This is a genomic window from Neobacillus sp. FSL H8-0543, from assembly GCF_038592905.1.
Lineage (GTDB): Bacteria > Bacillota > Bacilli > Bacillales > Cytobacillaceae > Neobacillus.
Genome location: NZ_CP151943.1, coordinates 3955387 through 3970886 on the forward strand (window position 1 = coordinate 3955387; position 15500 = coordinate 3970886).

At 36.7% G+C, this 15500-nt stretch carries 16 protein-coding genes; 13 read left to right on the top strand and 3 right to left on the bottom strand.

Translation table 11 applies throughout. From position 1 onward, the window contains the following. Positions 1-22 precede the first annotated feature (22 nt). Both NSS81_RS19905 and NSS81_RS19910 read left to right on the top strand, forming a co-directional pair. The gene (locus tag NSS81_RS19905; protein WP_342430369.1) at positions 23-739 is read left to right on the top strand and encodes a hypothetical protein; all 717 of its coding nucleotides are present in this window, start codon (positions 23-25) and stop codon (positions 737-739) included. A gap of 21 nt (positions 740-760) precedes the next feature. Next, positions 761-1837, top strand: coding sequence for an alpha/beta fold hydrolase (locus tag NSS81_RS19910; RefSeq protein ID WP_342430370.1), 1077 nt, complete (start codon positions 761-763; stop codon positions 1835-1837). Between the two features lie 65 nt (positions 1838-1902). On the opposite strand, the gene NSS81_RS19915 is transcribed toward NSS81_RS19910, so the two are convergent. Then, entirely contained in the window at positions 1903-2685 is a 783-nt protein-coding gene (locus NSS81_RS19915; protein ID WP_342430371.1) for an alpha/beta hydrolase, read from the bottom strand. 149 nt (positions 2686-2834) lie between these two features. Between NSS81_RS19915 and phaQ the strand changes: the two genes are divergently transcribed. The 9 genes from phaQ (at position 2835) to NSS81_RS19960 (ending at position 10093) form a co-directional block, all read left to right on the top strand. Continuing rightward, positions 2835-3272 (top strand): poly-beta-hydroxybutyrate-responsive repressor, encoded by a 438-nt coding sequence (gene phaQ / locus NSS81_RS19920; RefSeq protein WP_342430372.1) that lies wholly within the window; start codon positions 2835-2837, stop codon positions 3270-3272. After that, the gene (locus tag NSS81_RS19925) at positions 3253-3870 is read left to right on the top strand and encodes a hypothetical protein (RefSeq protein WP_342430373.1); all 618 of its coding nucleotides are present in this window, start codon (positions 3253-3255) and stop codon (positions 3868-3870) included. The genes phaQ and NSS81_RS19925 overlap by 20 nt, the downstream gene beginning before the upstream one ends. Before the next feature lie 375 nt (positions 3871-4245). Then, positions 4246-5361 (top strand): NlpC/P60 family protein, encoded by a 1116-nt coding sequence (locus NSS81_RS19930; RefSeq protein WP_342430374.1) that lies wholly within the window; start codon positions 4246-4248, stop codon positions 5359-5361. A 187-nt stretch (positions 5362-5548) separates the two neighbouring features. Further along, positions 5549-6385: an undecaprenyl-diphosphate phosphatase gene (locus NSS81_RS19935; RefSeq protein ID WP_342430375.1), complete on the top strand. Its 837-nt coding sequence runs from the start codon at positions 5549-5551 to the stop codon at positions 6383-6385. Between the two features lie 147 nt (positions 6386-6532). After that, positions 6533-7816, top strand: a complete 1284-nt coding sequence (locus NSS81_RS19940; RefSeq protein WP_342430376.1) for an ATP-binding protein — start codon at positions 6533-6535, stop codon at positions 7814-7816. 219 nt (positions 7817-8035) lie between these two features. Beyond that, positions 8036-9256, top strand: coding sequence for an ATP-grasp domain-containing protein (locus NSS81_RS19945; RefSeq protein WP_342430377.1), 1221 nt, complete (start codon positions 8036-8038; stop codon positions 9254-9256). A gap of 24 nt (positions 9257-9280) precedes the next feature. Then, the gene (locus tag NSS81_RS19950; protein WP_342430378.1) at positions 9281-9706 is read left to right on the top strand and encodes a CotY/CotZ family spore coat protein; all 426 of its coding nucleotides are present in this window, start codon (positions 9281-9283) and stop codon (positions 9704-9706) included. A 130-nt stretch (positions 9707-9836) separates the two neighbouring features. Continuing rightward, complete coding sequence (locus tag NSS81_RS19955; RefSeq protein ID WP_342430379.1) at positions 9837-9932, top strand: YjcZ family sporulation protein; 96 nt, start codon at positions 9837-9839, stop codon at positions 9930-9932. 26 nt (positions 9933-9958) lie between these two features. After that, positions 9959-10093 carry a YjcZ family sporulation protein gene (locus NSS81_RS19960; RefSeq protein WP_342430380.1) on the top strand — a complete coding sequence of 45 codons (135 nt, stop codon included), beginning with the start codon at positions 9959-9961 and terminating at the stop codon, positions 10091-10093. Positions 10094-10119: 26 nt separating this feature from the next. Here the strand turns inward: NSS81_RS19960 and NSS81_RS19965 are convergent, their stop codons facing one another. Continuing rightward, positions 10120-10521, bottom strand: a complete 402-nt coding sequence (locus NSS81_RS19965; RefSeq protein WP_342430381.1) for a YkvA family protein — start codon at positions 10519-10521, stop codon at positions 10120-10122. 140 nt (positions 10522-10661) lie between these two features. Further along, positions 10662-12401 (bottom strand): AAA family ATPase, encoded by a 1740-nt coding sequence (locus tag NSS81_RS19970; protein WP_342430382.1) that lies wholly within the window; start codon positions 12399-12401, stop codon positions 10662-10664. Positions 12402-12601: 200 nt separating this feature from the next. Here NSS81_RS19970 and NSS81_RS19975 point away from each other — a divergent pair, with 200 nt between their 5' ends. Together NSS81_RS19975 and NSS81_RS19980 are read left to right on the top strand one after the other, a co-directional pair. Beyond that, positions 12602-14182 carry a peptide chain release factor 3 gene (locus tag NSS81_RS19975; RefSeq protein WP_342430383.1) on the top strand — a complete coding sequence of 527 codons (1581 nt, stop codon included), beginning with the start codon at positions 12602-12604 and terminating at the stop codon, positions 14180-14182. 137 nt (positions 14183-14319) lie between these two features. After that, positions 14320-15417, top strand: a complete 1098-nt coding sequence (locus NSS81_RS19980; protein WP_342430384.1) for an SDR family oxidoreductase — start codon at positions 14320-14322, stop codon at positions 15415-15417. Positions 15418-15500 lie beyond the last annotated feature (83 nt).

Consider the following 15500-nt stretch of genomic DNA (forward strand, 5'->3'; position numbering starts at 1 on the left):
ATAAACATAAGGGTGATGAAGAATGTCTAACGAGAAAATGTATGATCCCCTCAAGGGTTTTAAGCAAATTAGTGACATGTGGGAACAACAATTGAATGGACTTTTGTATACGATGTCAGACAACAGTGAGTTTGTCCGTTTATTAAAAGTTGGCACGGATGCACATTCCAAATATTTGGAGCTATTGCGCAAAAACCAGGAGACAATGGCTGGTTTAATGAATATTCCCACCAAAAGGGATGTGTCGAATATTGCAAAGTTGTCGATTCAAGCAGAAGAAAAGATTGATAGTTTAGAAGAACAAATCTGGAAAGTTCAGGATAGCTTAAAATCATTAAATAAAGAACATCTTGAGTTGTTTCAAGAAATGGTCAATGTTGTTAGTCAAATGAAGACGGAATTTCAAAAAGCCGTGGAAGAAGTTAGTGAAATACGGAAGGTAAAAGAGGATCTACAGGATATTCGACAAGGGCTTGTTGAAGTTAAAATTATCCAGGTGAACCTTCAGGAAGTACGTAAGGAATTGGAAGAAATTAAGGATTTTCAAAGGGAAATAGTCGGGATGAGCCGTACGGATGACAAAGATATCATTCATACCGATTTACAGGAAGTAAAATTAGGAATGGGTCAATTAGCAGGCATAAAAAATGAATTAGCTGCTTTAAAGGGTCTTATGGTTAAGGAAAATCCAAAAGGCAAGACCAAAGATAAGGACAAGGAATTAGTCACTGCGAAATAACCATGAATGGAGAATGTGACGATGAGTGCTCTAGCATCAATAAAGGATTTTTTTCCATTCCTTGACATTGAAAAAGAAACTATCCGGTGGAATCAAGTTTACAAAGTATTAATCGAACCGAAACCAGAAATAGAGTCTTCACCAAGAGAATGTATTTGGAAGAAGAATAAAGCTAATTTATGGTATTACCCTGCAAAGGAAAAGAAGTATAGTATCCCATTGTTTTTTGTCTACTCACTTCTAAATAAGCCTTATATTTTAGATATTGGTGAGGGAAGCAGTGTGATTGGCGGCTTAACTGAACGAGGATATGATGTATATATGCTTGATTGGGGTTCTCCAAGACATGAAGACAATGAGATTTCACTAGATAGCTATATTCTGGATTATCTGGAGAATGCAATGAAACGTGCCATAAGGCACTCTGATACCGAGGAAATAACACTTGTCGGTTATTGCCTTGGCGGGACAATTGCTGCAATTTTGGCCTCTATTACCGAGCTGCCTATCAAAAATCTGGTACTTGCAACAGTTCCAATCGACTTCAGTATAGGAATTGTTCCAAATAAGTGGTTGGAAGGACTTCAAAAGGGAGAGATTAATGTCGATCGCTTGGCGAAAGTCTATGGTGTAATACCATCAGATATTATGTATGCCATGTTTAGAGGTCTTTCACCAATTTATATTAGTCCATATGTGAACCTAATTACGAGAGCACATGATAAGGATTATGTAGAAAAGTGGCGCCGAATGGACAAGTGGACGAAAGACTCTGCCTCATTTTCGGGGGCATCATTCCAACAATTATTTAATGATTTTTACAAAGACAACAAATTACTAAAAGGAGAGTTAATAATTGGAGGCAAGCAAGTAGATTTAAAACAAATTAAATGCCCACTATTTGTCTTGTCAACTTCAAGGGATACTCTTGTTTTAGAACCGCAAAGTCTTCCTATTATGGAGATGGTTTCAAGTGAAGATAAAACATACCAGGTGGTGGAAGCAGGACATGTTTCCCTTGCATTGACTGGGGCATTTGCGATTTTTGCGGATGCTTGGCTCGCGTCAAGGTCACAGGCTGTACAAGAGCTTCTTTAATAAAGCATTTGTTGAAATACTGTAAAAAGCTGGAGGGACTGCCATCCCTCCAAGCCAATAATAAATTATACAACCATCTTTTGCCGGTTTAAGAAATTCCTAACAAGATAATTAAACCGGTCCTTTGCTTCTAGTTTTGTTATATGTCCTGTATTTCTTAAAATGGTAAATTCCGAATGAGGTATGAGCTTGTGTATCCAAAGTTGAAGCTGTACTGGTAAGATTGAGTCGTATTGTCCGCCAATAACAAGGGTCGGAACACGTACTGTTGGCAATAGAGAGGAATTATCGACATTTAAACAAGCCTTCAAGGAAGAAAGAAAGATATGGGGTTTTGGTTGAAAAGACTTTATAAAGTTATTTACATTTTCCTCTTTCCATGAATATAATGCGAGTTTTGCAGCATACTCCCCTTGTCCTCCAGTTGAAAGAAGTTTTTCAAACTTTGCTTTTTTGGATTTATAGATTATTTTTCGCAGTATTTTCGGACAGACATGAAAGGTACTGACCAACAATAGGGAACGACAGAGATCGGGTGCCTGACGGTAAATTTCTTGGGCGACTACTCCTCCCATAGAAAACCCAGCGATGTGAGCGCTTTCAATACCAAGCTCTTTTAATAATTCAGTAACATCAGCAGCGAAATTCTGGATGGATATACCATCAGATTTGTTACATGCTCCATGTCCACCTAAATCAGGGATAATTATTTCATAATGATCTGCTAACTCATACTGATTTTCCCATCCTTCTTTTTCCTCACCTAATCCATGGATAAGTACTAACGGTTCACCGCTACCAAAATGCAAATAAGGAATACCTGACTTACTTACTTTCGACTTTTCCATTTTACACCACCTTCATTGATTTTATTTAGTGTATTACCAAGTTTATTAAGTTGTTAACGAGTTGTTATCACCTATAATATCATGTATATGACAACTTGACAAAATATTACCTATAGGTGTAAAATACATATAGGTGAGGTGATATAGAAATGGTAAATCAAGACAATCAAAATGTCAATCCTTCAAAAAACTTTGTGTTGCCATTTATTTTATTACTCCTTAGCAGAATGTCTCTCCACGGCTATGAACTTAGTCAGAAGTTACAAACATTTGGTTTTAAAACGATTGATCAGGGGAATCTGTACCGACTGTTAAGGCAGCTGGAAAAAGATGAACTTGTATCATCGGAATGGGATACAAATGGAAGTGGTCCTGCAAAGAGAAGATATTCCATAACGAAAGCTGGAGCTACATATTTAAAAGGCTATGCCAATCAACTAGAGTCCTACCAGTCAATGTTGGACCAATTCTTCAAGATGTATTCTAGTTTCCTTGAGCTCTATATTCCTTCATTCCAAAAGAAGGATCCAATAGAGAAAGAAAAAAATAGTAAGAGGAGGAAGGATCATGGCACAGAAGAAGGTTGAGGCGGTTCCAACTGCTGAAGATAATACTGTAATTCCAACAGCAGAAGAGCCTAAATTGGAAGGTTTATTTGTTGATACATTATGGAATCAGTATGAGCAATCACTTGAAAGGGCAAGACGTCTTCGTGAAAGTCGAGAGGATGCTTATATCTCTGCACTAAAAGAGGTCATCAAGTTTAATAAGCAGTACAGGCAGTCTCTTGGCAGTCTCTATGATCAAACGAGGAAAACGAACCAAGAAGTGGTATCTGAACTTATGCATCAATTAAATGCTCGTAAAGATGAATTAATGAAGGAAGAAGTAAAAATAGAAGCAGAAATGATGACTGAACGGGCTGAACTTAAAAACCAGCTTAAAGAGGTAACAAAACAATTAGAAAATGTTGTGCTAACTCCAGTCAAATCTGTGTTCCGTATTATTGAAGAGATTGAAGAAAATTTTGAAAAAAATACAGAATCTAATATCGCTTATGCACGCGAACGCCGAAATGCATGGCAGCATGTAACAGATGAATACGTTAAAATGGCAAGAAACGCTCATCATGAAATACTCAATCGCGGTAAAAGAAGCATTAAAGAACTAGTAAACACTAAGTAATTTTTTATAATCATATACTTTCTCAAGAAACGGTCTAAATCCTATTCGATTTAGGCCGTTTTTTTGACTTTTTCTTGAAGACTCGATTTAAAGTCAATGTTGTATATTAAATTAGTTGATTGGAGCGGAAGGCGAACATTCGAGAAAAAATATTCATTTGATACATAAATGTAATATTATTATTACTTATTTGACAAAATTTGATGATATACTTTAAAATGCAGCAAAATAGTAGTTTTGTATGATAATTTCCTAGAAATAGTTAATTAATAGGTTGAAAAGTTACTATAATACATAATATTTGTCATATTACGTCCATATAAATAGTTGGTTTTTATTTATAGTAAAGAGCACTTTGGAAAGCAGGGGAAATAGTTGAAGATAAAGTTAACAGTACTTCTAACAACAATCATGCTAGGCATCGGAAGTGTCTCAGCAATACCCAATGTAAAGGCTGATACAGAAATATTAACAACAAATCAGGAACTTACAGAGGTTGAAACCGAACTTAATAATTTAAATCAACAAATTAAGCGGGTAGATCAGGCTGTTTTAGATAATAAAAAAATTATTACGGATACAGAAAATAAAATAAAAAGTTCTCAAATTGAAATAATAGAACTCGAGAAAGAGATTGCTGCAATAAATGAAAAAGTTGTAAAACGTACGGAAGTTCTAAAAAATCGGGCTATTTCCTTTCAAGAAACAGGTGGAAATATAAGCTATATAGATGTTTTATTTGGGGCAACTAGTTTTAGCGATTTTATTGACCGAATCGGAGCGGTCGCAACAATGGTTGAAGCCGATCAGGATATTGTTGAACAACACAAAGCGGATAAAGAAGTTGTTGATAAAAAACAGGTATCGGTAACGAATAAGCTGACTGAGCTTAATCATATGAAAACAGAATTAGAAGGTATGAGAGAACAAATTTTAGAACAAAAATTACAAAATGAAGCAATAAAAGAGGAACTAAAGAAAAAAGCTGAAGTAATATCCTCTGAACAAGCTGAGTTACAACGTCAAAATAGCAGTTCAACAGTAACTCCTGAAAAGATGACAGTGAGGAACGAATCAAATCCTGTTAAGATTTCAAAGGGATCGATTAGTGCTGTTATTGAGGCAGGTTATAAATATATTGGTAATTCTGTCTATGTTTTTGGGGGCGGCAGGACAGCTTCAGACATTGCGAATGGCAGGTTTGATTGTTCCGGGTTTGTTAGTTGGGCATTTTCGCAGGCGGGAATTAGAGTTGGTGCTAGTACAGATTCCTTGAAACATGAAGGAACTCCTGTATCAGTTAGTCAAATGCAGCCTGGTGATATGGTATTCTTTAATACCTATAAAACAGACGGTCATGTCGGCATTTATGTTGGCGGCGGAAAATTCATAGGGTCACAAAGTAACACAGGTGTAGCCATTGCTGATATGAGCAGCGGTTATTGGGAGAAAAGGTTTAATGGGCGTGTGAACCGAATAATAACGCAATAAAAGAAGCGAGGCATGTGCCTCGCTTTATATTTTGAAATAAATTGAAACTATTTGTTTCTGATTGTCGTTATATATATTGGAGAAAATAACCTTTGCTAAGGATAGTAAAAATTGAGTACAATAATGAGGTTATGCTATAGCTTTCATTTACTTAAACACATCGAATAGTTAGGAGCAGTTAACACACATGGATTTACTTTTGATTATTAAAGCAATTATTTTAGGATTAGTAGAAGGTTTAACAGAATTTGCGCCAGTATCATCAACGGGACATATGATTATTGTTGATGACATGTGGCTTCGTTCAAAAGACTTCTTGGGAAAATATGGGGCAAATACATTTAAAGTAGTCATTCAGCTTGGATCAATTTTAGCTGTAGTTGTTACCTTTAAAGATCGGTTTATTGATTTATTAGGTTTAGGACGCGTGTTTAATAAAAATTCTATCAAGAGCGGCGGCCGTTTAAAGCTAACACAGGTGATTGTAGGCTTAATACCAGCAGGAATCTTCGGTGTGCTTTTAGAAGATTATATTGATGAACATCTTTTTTCGACAGAGACAGTATTAATTGGTTTAGTAATCGGTGCGGTATTTATGATCATCGCTGACCGCTTTGGACCGAAAAACCCTAAAATTCAATCAGTTGACCAAATTACCTATAAACAAGCATTTACAGTTGGTCTTATTCAATGCCTCTCGCTATGGCCCGGTTTTTCTCGTTCTGGTTCAACCATTTCGGGAGGAGTATTATTGGGAATGAGTCATCGAGCAGCAGCTGACTTTACTTTTATTATGGCTGTTCCAATAATGGCAGGTGCTAGCTTTTTATCATTAGTAAAGAATTGGCAATATATAGAATTGAGTGCCTTGCCGTTTTTTATTGCTGGATTTATTAGCGCCTTTGTATTTGCTTTACTATCCATCCGCTTTTTCTTAAAGCTTATAGATAGAATTAAACTTTTACCATTTGCGATTTATCGAATTGTTTTAGCGTTTATCATTTATATTGTATTTTTCTTGTAGTCCGTATAAAAGGCAACTTTCCAATAATGGTTAGTTGCTTTTTTAATGTTTTCTAGGGAAAAATAACTATTTTTGTCTAAAGTGTGACATTTTTAATAGTTTGCTTTTTAACTTGTCGATATACTTAAGTTATTAAGAAAGTGAGGGATGAGCTTGCTTATAATACCTGACTATATTGGTCTGTGGTTTTTGCAAATTATAAGTATTTTATTTCCAACAGTTTTATTTCAATCATATTTCCGGAAGAAGGTTACTAATAAACAAATCCAAAAAAGGATTAATAGTGTCTTATGCGGGATATCTTTATTCATATGTATGACATTCCCAGTTTCAATAAACGAGGAATATATTCTAGATTTTCGTTTTATTCCATTGATAATTGTCTTTCTTTATGGTGGTTTTAGAAGTGGGATCTTGCTTTCTATCCTATTAATTACATATCGGTATGCAATCGGTGGAATTGGATTTTTTCTCGGGGGTTTGTGGATGACAGTGTTTTTCCTAACCGTCTTTTATTTTACCCTCCCCCGTGTTGGTAACTGGGATCATAAACGTCAACAAGCATATCCTTATATTTTATTAACCTGTTCACTTATCTTTTTTGGGCTGGGTACACAGTTTTTAGACGATTACACCTTTATGTTTTCCGAAATTAATCTTTGGTTTTGGTTTTCGGTATTAAACTATTTAACTTTATGGATGGTCATGCATCTTCAGAATTCCTTATCGGAAATTGAAGAAATGACGGAAAAAGTCATACAGTTTGAAAAAACACACACGATTAATCAATTGCTTGTTTTTATCTCTCAGCAAATGTTAGCGCCAATAAAAACGGCTAATAATTACCTGCAGCTTATTGAAGAAGAGGGTCTAACAAAACCACAATCTCTTCACTTGATTCAAGCTAAAAGTGACTTAATTCAGGTAGAAAATAGTTTGGAACATTATCATACTTTTATGGATATAAAAGCGAATCAAACAGGAGAAATAAGCTTAGAAAAGGAATTACAGGAAATAGTCAAATTGATGAAATCTTATTCAAGATTACATGAAGTTGAAATCATTTATACGTCTACAGCCAAAGATGATATTGCAGTAAAAGGCGACCCTTCCATGCTCCGGTTTGCGCTGTTAAACATTATTAAAAATGGGATAGAAGCTTGTTCTCCAAATGGGCATGTAAATGTTTACCTGCATGAAATGCTGAAAGAGGTTTATATCGTAATTGAGGATAACGGGGTCGGTATTGCACCTAAGGTACTAGATCAGTTAGGAAAACCCCTGACTTCCGGTAAAGTAAATGGAACCGGTCTTGGACTTGCATCAACCTTTAAAATAACGGAATCAATGGGCGGAAGAGTGGAAGTCGACTCAAAACCAAATATCGGGACCGTTTTTAGTGTCTACTTTCCCAAATGGATTCTTTCATAAGAGTATCAATTTTTAAAGCCAACAACTGACAGTTGTTGGCTTTTTTAGTCGCTTGGCCACTATTTTTTTTGAGGGCATCTGTCACACTTTAATTTTATTGGTCAAATAACTGTTATCTACTAATGAACATGCCTAACACCATCTATTGTAAAAGGAATATTTTATTGTAACAGGTTTTCTATAATAAAAAAGGGTACAAGAGCATGGTAGGTGCAGGGGATGAAAACAATTGTCTTTTTAGGAACGAATCGAATGGGTTCAAGCTATGAAGGAGTAAAAGCAGCAAAAACCTTAGGTTATAATACTATATTACTAACAAATCGGTCCATCTTTGTGGAAGAAAAAGAGAATTTTCCAGAGATAGATTATGTCCGATTGACAGATATGTCCAGTACGGATGAAATATTTAAGGCAATAGCAGAAATTATTTCAGAGGATAACGAAATAGGATGCTTTATTAGTTTTTTAGATGAGTATGTTCATTTAGCTGCTATGCTAACCAACGAACTTTGCAATTCAAGCCTTTCATTCGAATCATTAATCATTATGTCGGATAAAATTGCAACCAGAAGGTACTTATCACAAAAGGCCTATACACCTTTTTATAAAGTTATAACAGCAATGGACAGGGTAGAGGAAGAGGGAAAGGCGTTAATCGATCTGTTTCCTTTAATTATTAAATCACCGCAATCAAATGCGTCCAAGGATGTATTTCTTGTAGATAATTTAAGGGAGTTTAAGAAAGGTGTAAAACGGATTCAAAGTAAAAATCCTATCCATCCTATATTAATTGAGGAATACTTACAGGGTCCCCAATATTTAGTAGAGGTGGTTATATTTAATGGAAAGGTTTCAATACCGGCAATTGTTGAACAGGAAGTAACAAAGGGTGAGCGATTCATCATTACGGGTTATTCCCTCTGTCCAAAGATACCTGCAGCATTTTTACAAGGGTTAGAGGAAACGGTCTTCTCCATTATCACGGACCTACATTTGGAAAATGGTTCTTGTCATTTGGAACTGAAATTTACGGATAAAGGCTGGCGTCTTATTGAAATTAATCCGAGAATGGCTGGCGGTGCGATGAACCGGATGATTGAAGTAGCCTATGGTTATAACCTGGCAGAACAAACGATTCAGCTATTCTGTGGTCATGAACCCAATTTTTGCAGGAAACATGAAAATTATGTTTATACGCATTACTTAATTATTGAATCGATAGGGAGATTGCTTAAGGTATCAGGGGAGGAATTGGCAAAAAGTGAATCTGGTGTTTTAGAGGTATTTACCAAGGGTAAAACTGGCCAAATTATTACTCCGCCTCGTTCAATGGGTCATAGATATGGTTATGTTTTGGCCACAGCAGACTCTAGAGAACAAGCAAGAAGATTAGCCATTAAGGCCGCTGAGAAAATCCAGTTTTACTTGCAGCCAATTTAGGGTTGCTTGAAAGGGGGTATGAATATGGGGAATCATCAGTTAGAATCGTGTATTTGCGAGGATTTACAACAACTATTGGAAGAACAAAAAAGGTTAGCCTTTGAAGATTTTCGTTTTGTTTGTGAAAAAATTGGATATGACACCATTCCATTTATTCTTTCCAATGATAAAAATCAGTTAGAAGCATGGGGATGGACAGAAAAAGGCTGTTTTTTTACAACAACGATCTTTAGGTTAGAAGCGCTAGATGAAAGGGCTTGTTGTGCAACTCTCTCCCTTCTGGAACCTGTTGATATGGATGGCTGTCCCGTTGAGATGTGTGAAAATATTTTCGCACTAAGAAAAACATTGAACTGTATCATTGTAGACTTACAATGTTTTTGTTCCATACAGCCATTGTCACCAAAATTAGTTAATCGCCAGCTTCCTATTATTGAACCTAAATGTTAATCCACTTTTTTAAGCCCAATAAGAATGGGCTTATTCTTTTTTTAAAAAGCGGGATATTTGGATAGGTGTCTATCGCACATTTTTACAGTGATGAATAGGATATATAGAAATTAAGAAGGAGGTAATGTTTATGTCTGGTGTAGCAGGCGGATACGGTGGAGGATTTGCTCTTGTAGTTGTATTGTTTATTTTGTTAATTATCATCGGGGCTTCTTGGTGCTTCTGATACTAAAATAAAGGGAGGTAATGTATATGTCATATGGATATGGTTACGGTGGTTGCGGCTATGGATACGGTGGTTGCGGTGTTGGATTTCGAGGCGGCTTTGCTTTAATCGTTGTTTTATTTATTCTTTTGATTATTGTAGGCGCAGCTTGCTTTAGATAATAGTAAATAGTAAAAAGCCCTCTTGATTAATCAAGAGGGCTCTTTGACGCAATCGGAGCAGTCTTTTTCCACTTATTAAATTCATCCAATTCAGCTGATATCTTTTTAATCGTATAACCAATTACGGCTGCATCGTCAATAATACCTAAACCAACTAGAAAGTCGGGGACGAGGTCAATCGGAGAAACGAAATATAGGATGGCAGCTATAACCGTAATAATTGTACTTTTTGCTACATGGCGATAATCACCTTTTGAATAAGCTCTAACCAATTCAACTAGCAATTGCAGTTTTTCCCATGCCTCACCCAATGTGCCTTTATTGTTTTTTGCTTTTAACAATGCCTTTTTCAGTAAACCCTCAGTTTTCTGCTGATTATCAATATAGTTATTTGCCTGATTTGCATAGTTCGCCTGTTCTTTCTCCAAATCTGCATTAGAACGGAACAAAACATTCACTTCCCTTATATAAGGATTTCGATACTAGTAGCATACCGTAAAAACTTGTTATTCATTTATTAATTATATACCAAAAAAGTACCAAGTCCGTTGAGGTACTTGGTATAAGTCTATACAAGAATAAAATCTTCGGTCTTTTTCTGGCTGGTACTATGGACAATTTCTTCTACTTCGTAACCTTCAAGTGTTTCTTTTGTTAATAAACTATCTACCAATCGTTGATACTGAAGTTTATGATCGTTGATTAGGAACTCAGCTTTTGTTAATCCTTTTTCAAACAGCTCCTGCATCTTTGCTTCCTTATCTTGTTTGTTGAAGGTGAGTGTGAATCCATCTTGAAGCATACCTGTATCCACCATTTGTTCGATAATATGCTTTGCTTGCTGGACATCACCGCTAACGCCTATGCTATGTTCGCCAAGAACCAATCTTTCGGCAACACCACCGGCTAGAACCATTGCTACACGATCAAGCAGGTCACTTGTTGTTGATAAATGGAGCTCATTGGGGATTGGTGCTACATAACCAAGAGCTTCACCGCGAGGAATAATGGTTGCCTTTCTGACAGAACCAGGTTTTGTCAATGAAGCGACAATGGCATGACCAGCTTCATGGATAGCGACTCTGCGCTTCGTTTCAATGTCAAGTAAAGCGCGGGAAGAACTGCCCAGGATTGTTCTATCAAGAGCATAATCCAAGTCGCCTTTTGTGATAGATTCCTGTCTGTTTCGAAAGGCTCTTCTACTTGCTGTATCGAAAAGGGACTGAAGCTCTGCACCGGAAAACCCGGAAGTACTAGCAGCTAATTCATCTAAGGTACCTAGGACATCCTCGCTTAGACTCTTTCCTTTTGTGTGAATGTCAATGATTTCCCTTCTGCCTTTTGTATCAGGCAATGGCACGTGAAAGGAGAAATCAATCCTTCCTGGCCGGAGGAATGCATCATCGAGCATATCTTTTCTATTTGTGGCAGCAATAAATAGAATTCCATCATTTGAGTGTCCGCCATCAAGTTGAACAAGAAGTTCTGTTAGGGTTTTTTCTGCTTCTTCTCCGCCATGAGCTTTTCTTTTCCCGGCTAGTGCATCAACTTCGTCAATGAAGATCACAGCAGGTCCTTGTTTTCTGGCAGTTTGGAATAACGATCGTACACGGCTAGCGCCAATTCCGATAAACATTTCATTAAATGCTGATCCGCTTGCTGAAAAAAATGATGCATTAAGTTCATGAGCTATTGCTTGAGCTAGCAGTGTTTTCCCCGTTCCAGGAGGTCCATAAAGCAGAATCCCTTTAGGCGGTTTTACTCCCAATTTAGTCGCTCGCTCTGGCTCTTTAATTGCTGCTATTGTTTGATGGATTTCATCTTTCATTTCTTCACCAAGGCCGCCGATATCCTCTAGACTGATAGAGGGTAAAGCACGGGCCTTTGAAACACTTCTTTTCATCGAATTAGATAGACCTATGCCACCTTTTGTTTTTTGCAGAACCACTGCTGAAGCAAATAGCGTAAGCAAAACCCCTGCTAATATCCACTTTCCAAAGCGGCTACTATTTGAAAAAGCGTAATTTATATTATATTTCTCGACTAGCTTATCCACAATTTGACTGTTAGGCGGAACTTGTGACTGATATTCTTGTACACCGGCTTTGATATGTAGACTGCCGTCAGAACGTTCAATCAACGTAACTGTTTTCCCATTCTGATTTTGAATCATTTTTTCTACTGATGAGAAAGGGATATCAATCTTTTTATTTGTTGTCTGGACAAGCCAAACGCTAGCTGTAATGATTATTAATAATGCTGCAAAGAGCGGAATAAACTTGGAAACTATCTTTGTTTTTTCATTCAATTTATTGTCATCTCCTATAACAGAGTCTTATTCTATTATAAAAGGAATTACTTAAAATGGGTGTGGGAATGGATGGAAAACATCTTCCAATTTTAATATATTGGATAAAAGACAAATTGAAGGATTGCAAAGTTATCCCCAGACATATAAGATTAAGGGTAGACAAAAATTTTTGATCGTCAAAAAGTGAGGAATAAGATATGGGTAACAATTTTAAAGATGAAGTATTATCGCGCAGAACCTTTGCGATCATTTCCCACCCGGATGCCGGGAAAACAACACTTACTGAAAAATTATTATTATTTGGCGGTGCCATTCGTGATGCAGGTACCGTTAAAGCGAAAAAGACTGGGAAATTCGCAACGAGTGATTGGATGGAAATTGAAAAACAACGTGGAATTTCTGTGACTTCCAGTGTAATGCAATTTGATTATGATGGCTTTCGAGTCAATATATTAGATACTCCTGGGCACCAGGACTTTAGTGAAGATACGTATCGAACGTTAATGGCTGTTGATAGTGCTGTAATGATTATCGATTCTGCAAAAGGTATTGAGGAACAAACGTTAAAGCTTTTTAAAGTCTGCCGTATGCGGGGCATTCCAATATTCACCTTTATTAACAAGCTTGATCGTCAGGGGAAGGCACCTTTAGAACTTCTTGCTGAATTGGAAGAGGTACTAGGGATAGAAACCTATCCGATGAATTGGCCGATTGGTATGGGTAAAGAGTTTCTTGGTATTTACGATCGTTTCTATAATCGGATTGAACAGTTCCGTGTGAATGATGAGGAGCGCTATATTCCTTTAAATAATGAAGGAGAAATAGAAGGAGACCACCCGTTGAAGGCCTCTGGATTATATGACCAAACATTGGAAGAGATTATGCTTTTAAATGAGGCTGGCAATGAATTTTCTGTTGAAAAAGTAGCAGCAGGAACCATTATACCTGTCTTCTTTGGAAGTGCGTTAACCACTTTCGGTGTTCAAACCTTTCTTGAAACCTATTTGAAATTTGCTCCTTCACCTATGCCGCGTAATTCTTCAGCAGGTGAAATTGACCCGCTGGGAGAACAATTCTCGGGATTCGTATTTAAAATTCAAGCCAATATGAACCCGGCTCACCGTGACAGGATCGCGTTTGTGCGAATATGTTCAGGGAAATTTGAACGCGGAATGTCTATAAATGTTCCAAGGCTAGGAAAGCAGTTAAAGGTAACTCAGTCGACTTCCTTTATGGCAGAAGAACGAAATACTGTGGAAGAAGCGGTGAGCGGTGATATTATCGGGTTATATGATACAGGCACCTATCAGATCGGTGACACGATTACAGCGGGTAAAAACACCTTTCAATTTGAGCGATTACCGCAATTTACGCCGGAGCTTTTTGTAAGAGTTTCTGCAAAAAATGTTATGAAACAAAAATCGTTTTATAAAGGGATACAACAGCTTGTCCAAGAAGGGGCAATCCAGCTTTATAAAACGATTAGAACGGAAGATTATTTATTAGGGGCGGTCGGTCAATTACAATTTGAAGTTTTTGAACACCGGATGAAGAATGAATACAATGCTGAAGTATTCATGGAACGGATGGGTTCAAAAATTACTAGATGGGTTGAAGATGAAGTGATAAATGAAACTTTATCGAGTTCAAGAAGTCTTCTTGTTAAGGATCGTTTCGATCAGTTTGTATTTTTATTTGAAAATGATTTTGCCCTAAGATGGTTCCAAGACAAAAATCCAACGGTTAAGTTAATTAATCCTATGGATCAGCATGAGTAAGATTGTGGCGGGGAAATCTCGCCTTTTTTTTGTTATTATAATACAGAAAATTCAGACTAATTACTCATTGACGGATTTTTTGGAAACATCTTACAATGGGTACAACCGTAAGTAACCGATAACGAGGGGGAAATGTGATGAAAAAGGGGTATTTTTTCACGGGCTTTCCAGGGTTCATTTGCAATCAATTAATTCGCGAAGTATTAAAAAGGAATCTTCTGCAAGGGCAAGTCTTTGTCCTTGTACTAAAAGGAATGATGGACAAAGCCAAGAAAGAACGGCAAGAGATTATTTCAGAACTAGGATTAAGGGATGAGGATTTCGTGATTGTTGAGGGTGATATTACGAAACCCGCACTAATGATTTCAGAAGAAAATCAAGAATTTTTGCTTTCAAGTATTACACATGTTTATCATCTTGCAGCAATCTATGATTTAGCTGTTCCAAGAGATATTGCTTTTAAAATTAACGTAAATGGAACGGGTCATGTGAATAATTGGGTAAAAGCACTACCAAACCTAGAGAGATATATCTATTTTAGTACAGCATATGTGGTTGGAAAACGCGAAGGAACGCTTTATGAGACAGAGCTTATCCGCCCAGAAAGCTTTAAAAACCATTATGAGGAAACAAAATATGAGGCAGAAGTGCTGGTAGAAATGTTAAAGAAGGATATTCCGGTTACCATTATCCGCCCGGGAATTGTTAAGGGACATTCCCAAACCGGTGAAACGATAAAGTTTGATGGACCATATTTTATTATGAATTTTTTGGAACGATTGAAATTTCTACCGTTATTACCTAAATTAGGAAAAGGTGTTGCTTACATTAATCTTGTTCCCATTGACTATATCATACAGGCGACGGCCTTCCTTAGTTTCTTGGATGTTGGAGCTGGAAAAACTTATCATTTAACGGATCCTCGTCCTTACCGTGCATCAGAAATATACCAATTTATGATGAAGGAATTACTTAATAAACATCCTAAAGGGACGCTCCCGTTAACACTTTGCAAATGGTTTCTATCAATTAAACCAATGAGGAGACTTCTGGGAGTTGAAAAAGAAGCCCTTGATTATTTTACCTGGATGGGACATTTTGATAACTCACAGGCTGCGAATGATTTAAAAGATTCAGGAATTACCTGTCCGGATTTTAAAGATGGAATTCCAGCCATGACAGCATTTTATCTAAAACAGAAGGATAATCCGAATTTCCAAATAAATATACTTTAGGAAATATTATTTTCTACCTTCGTTAATTTGGCAATTTATTGGTAAAACTAATTAGAGTTAATTAGCTACCATAAAAAATTGTC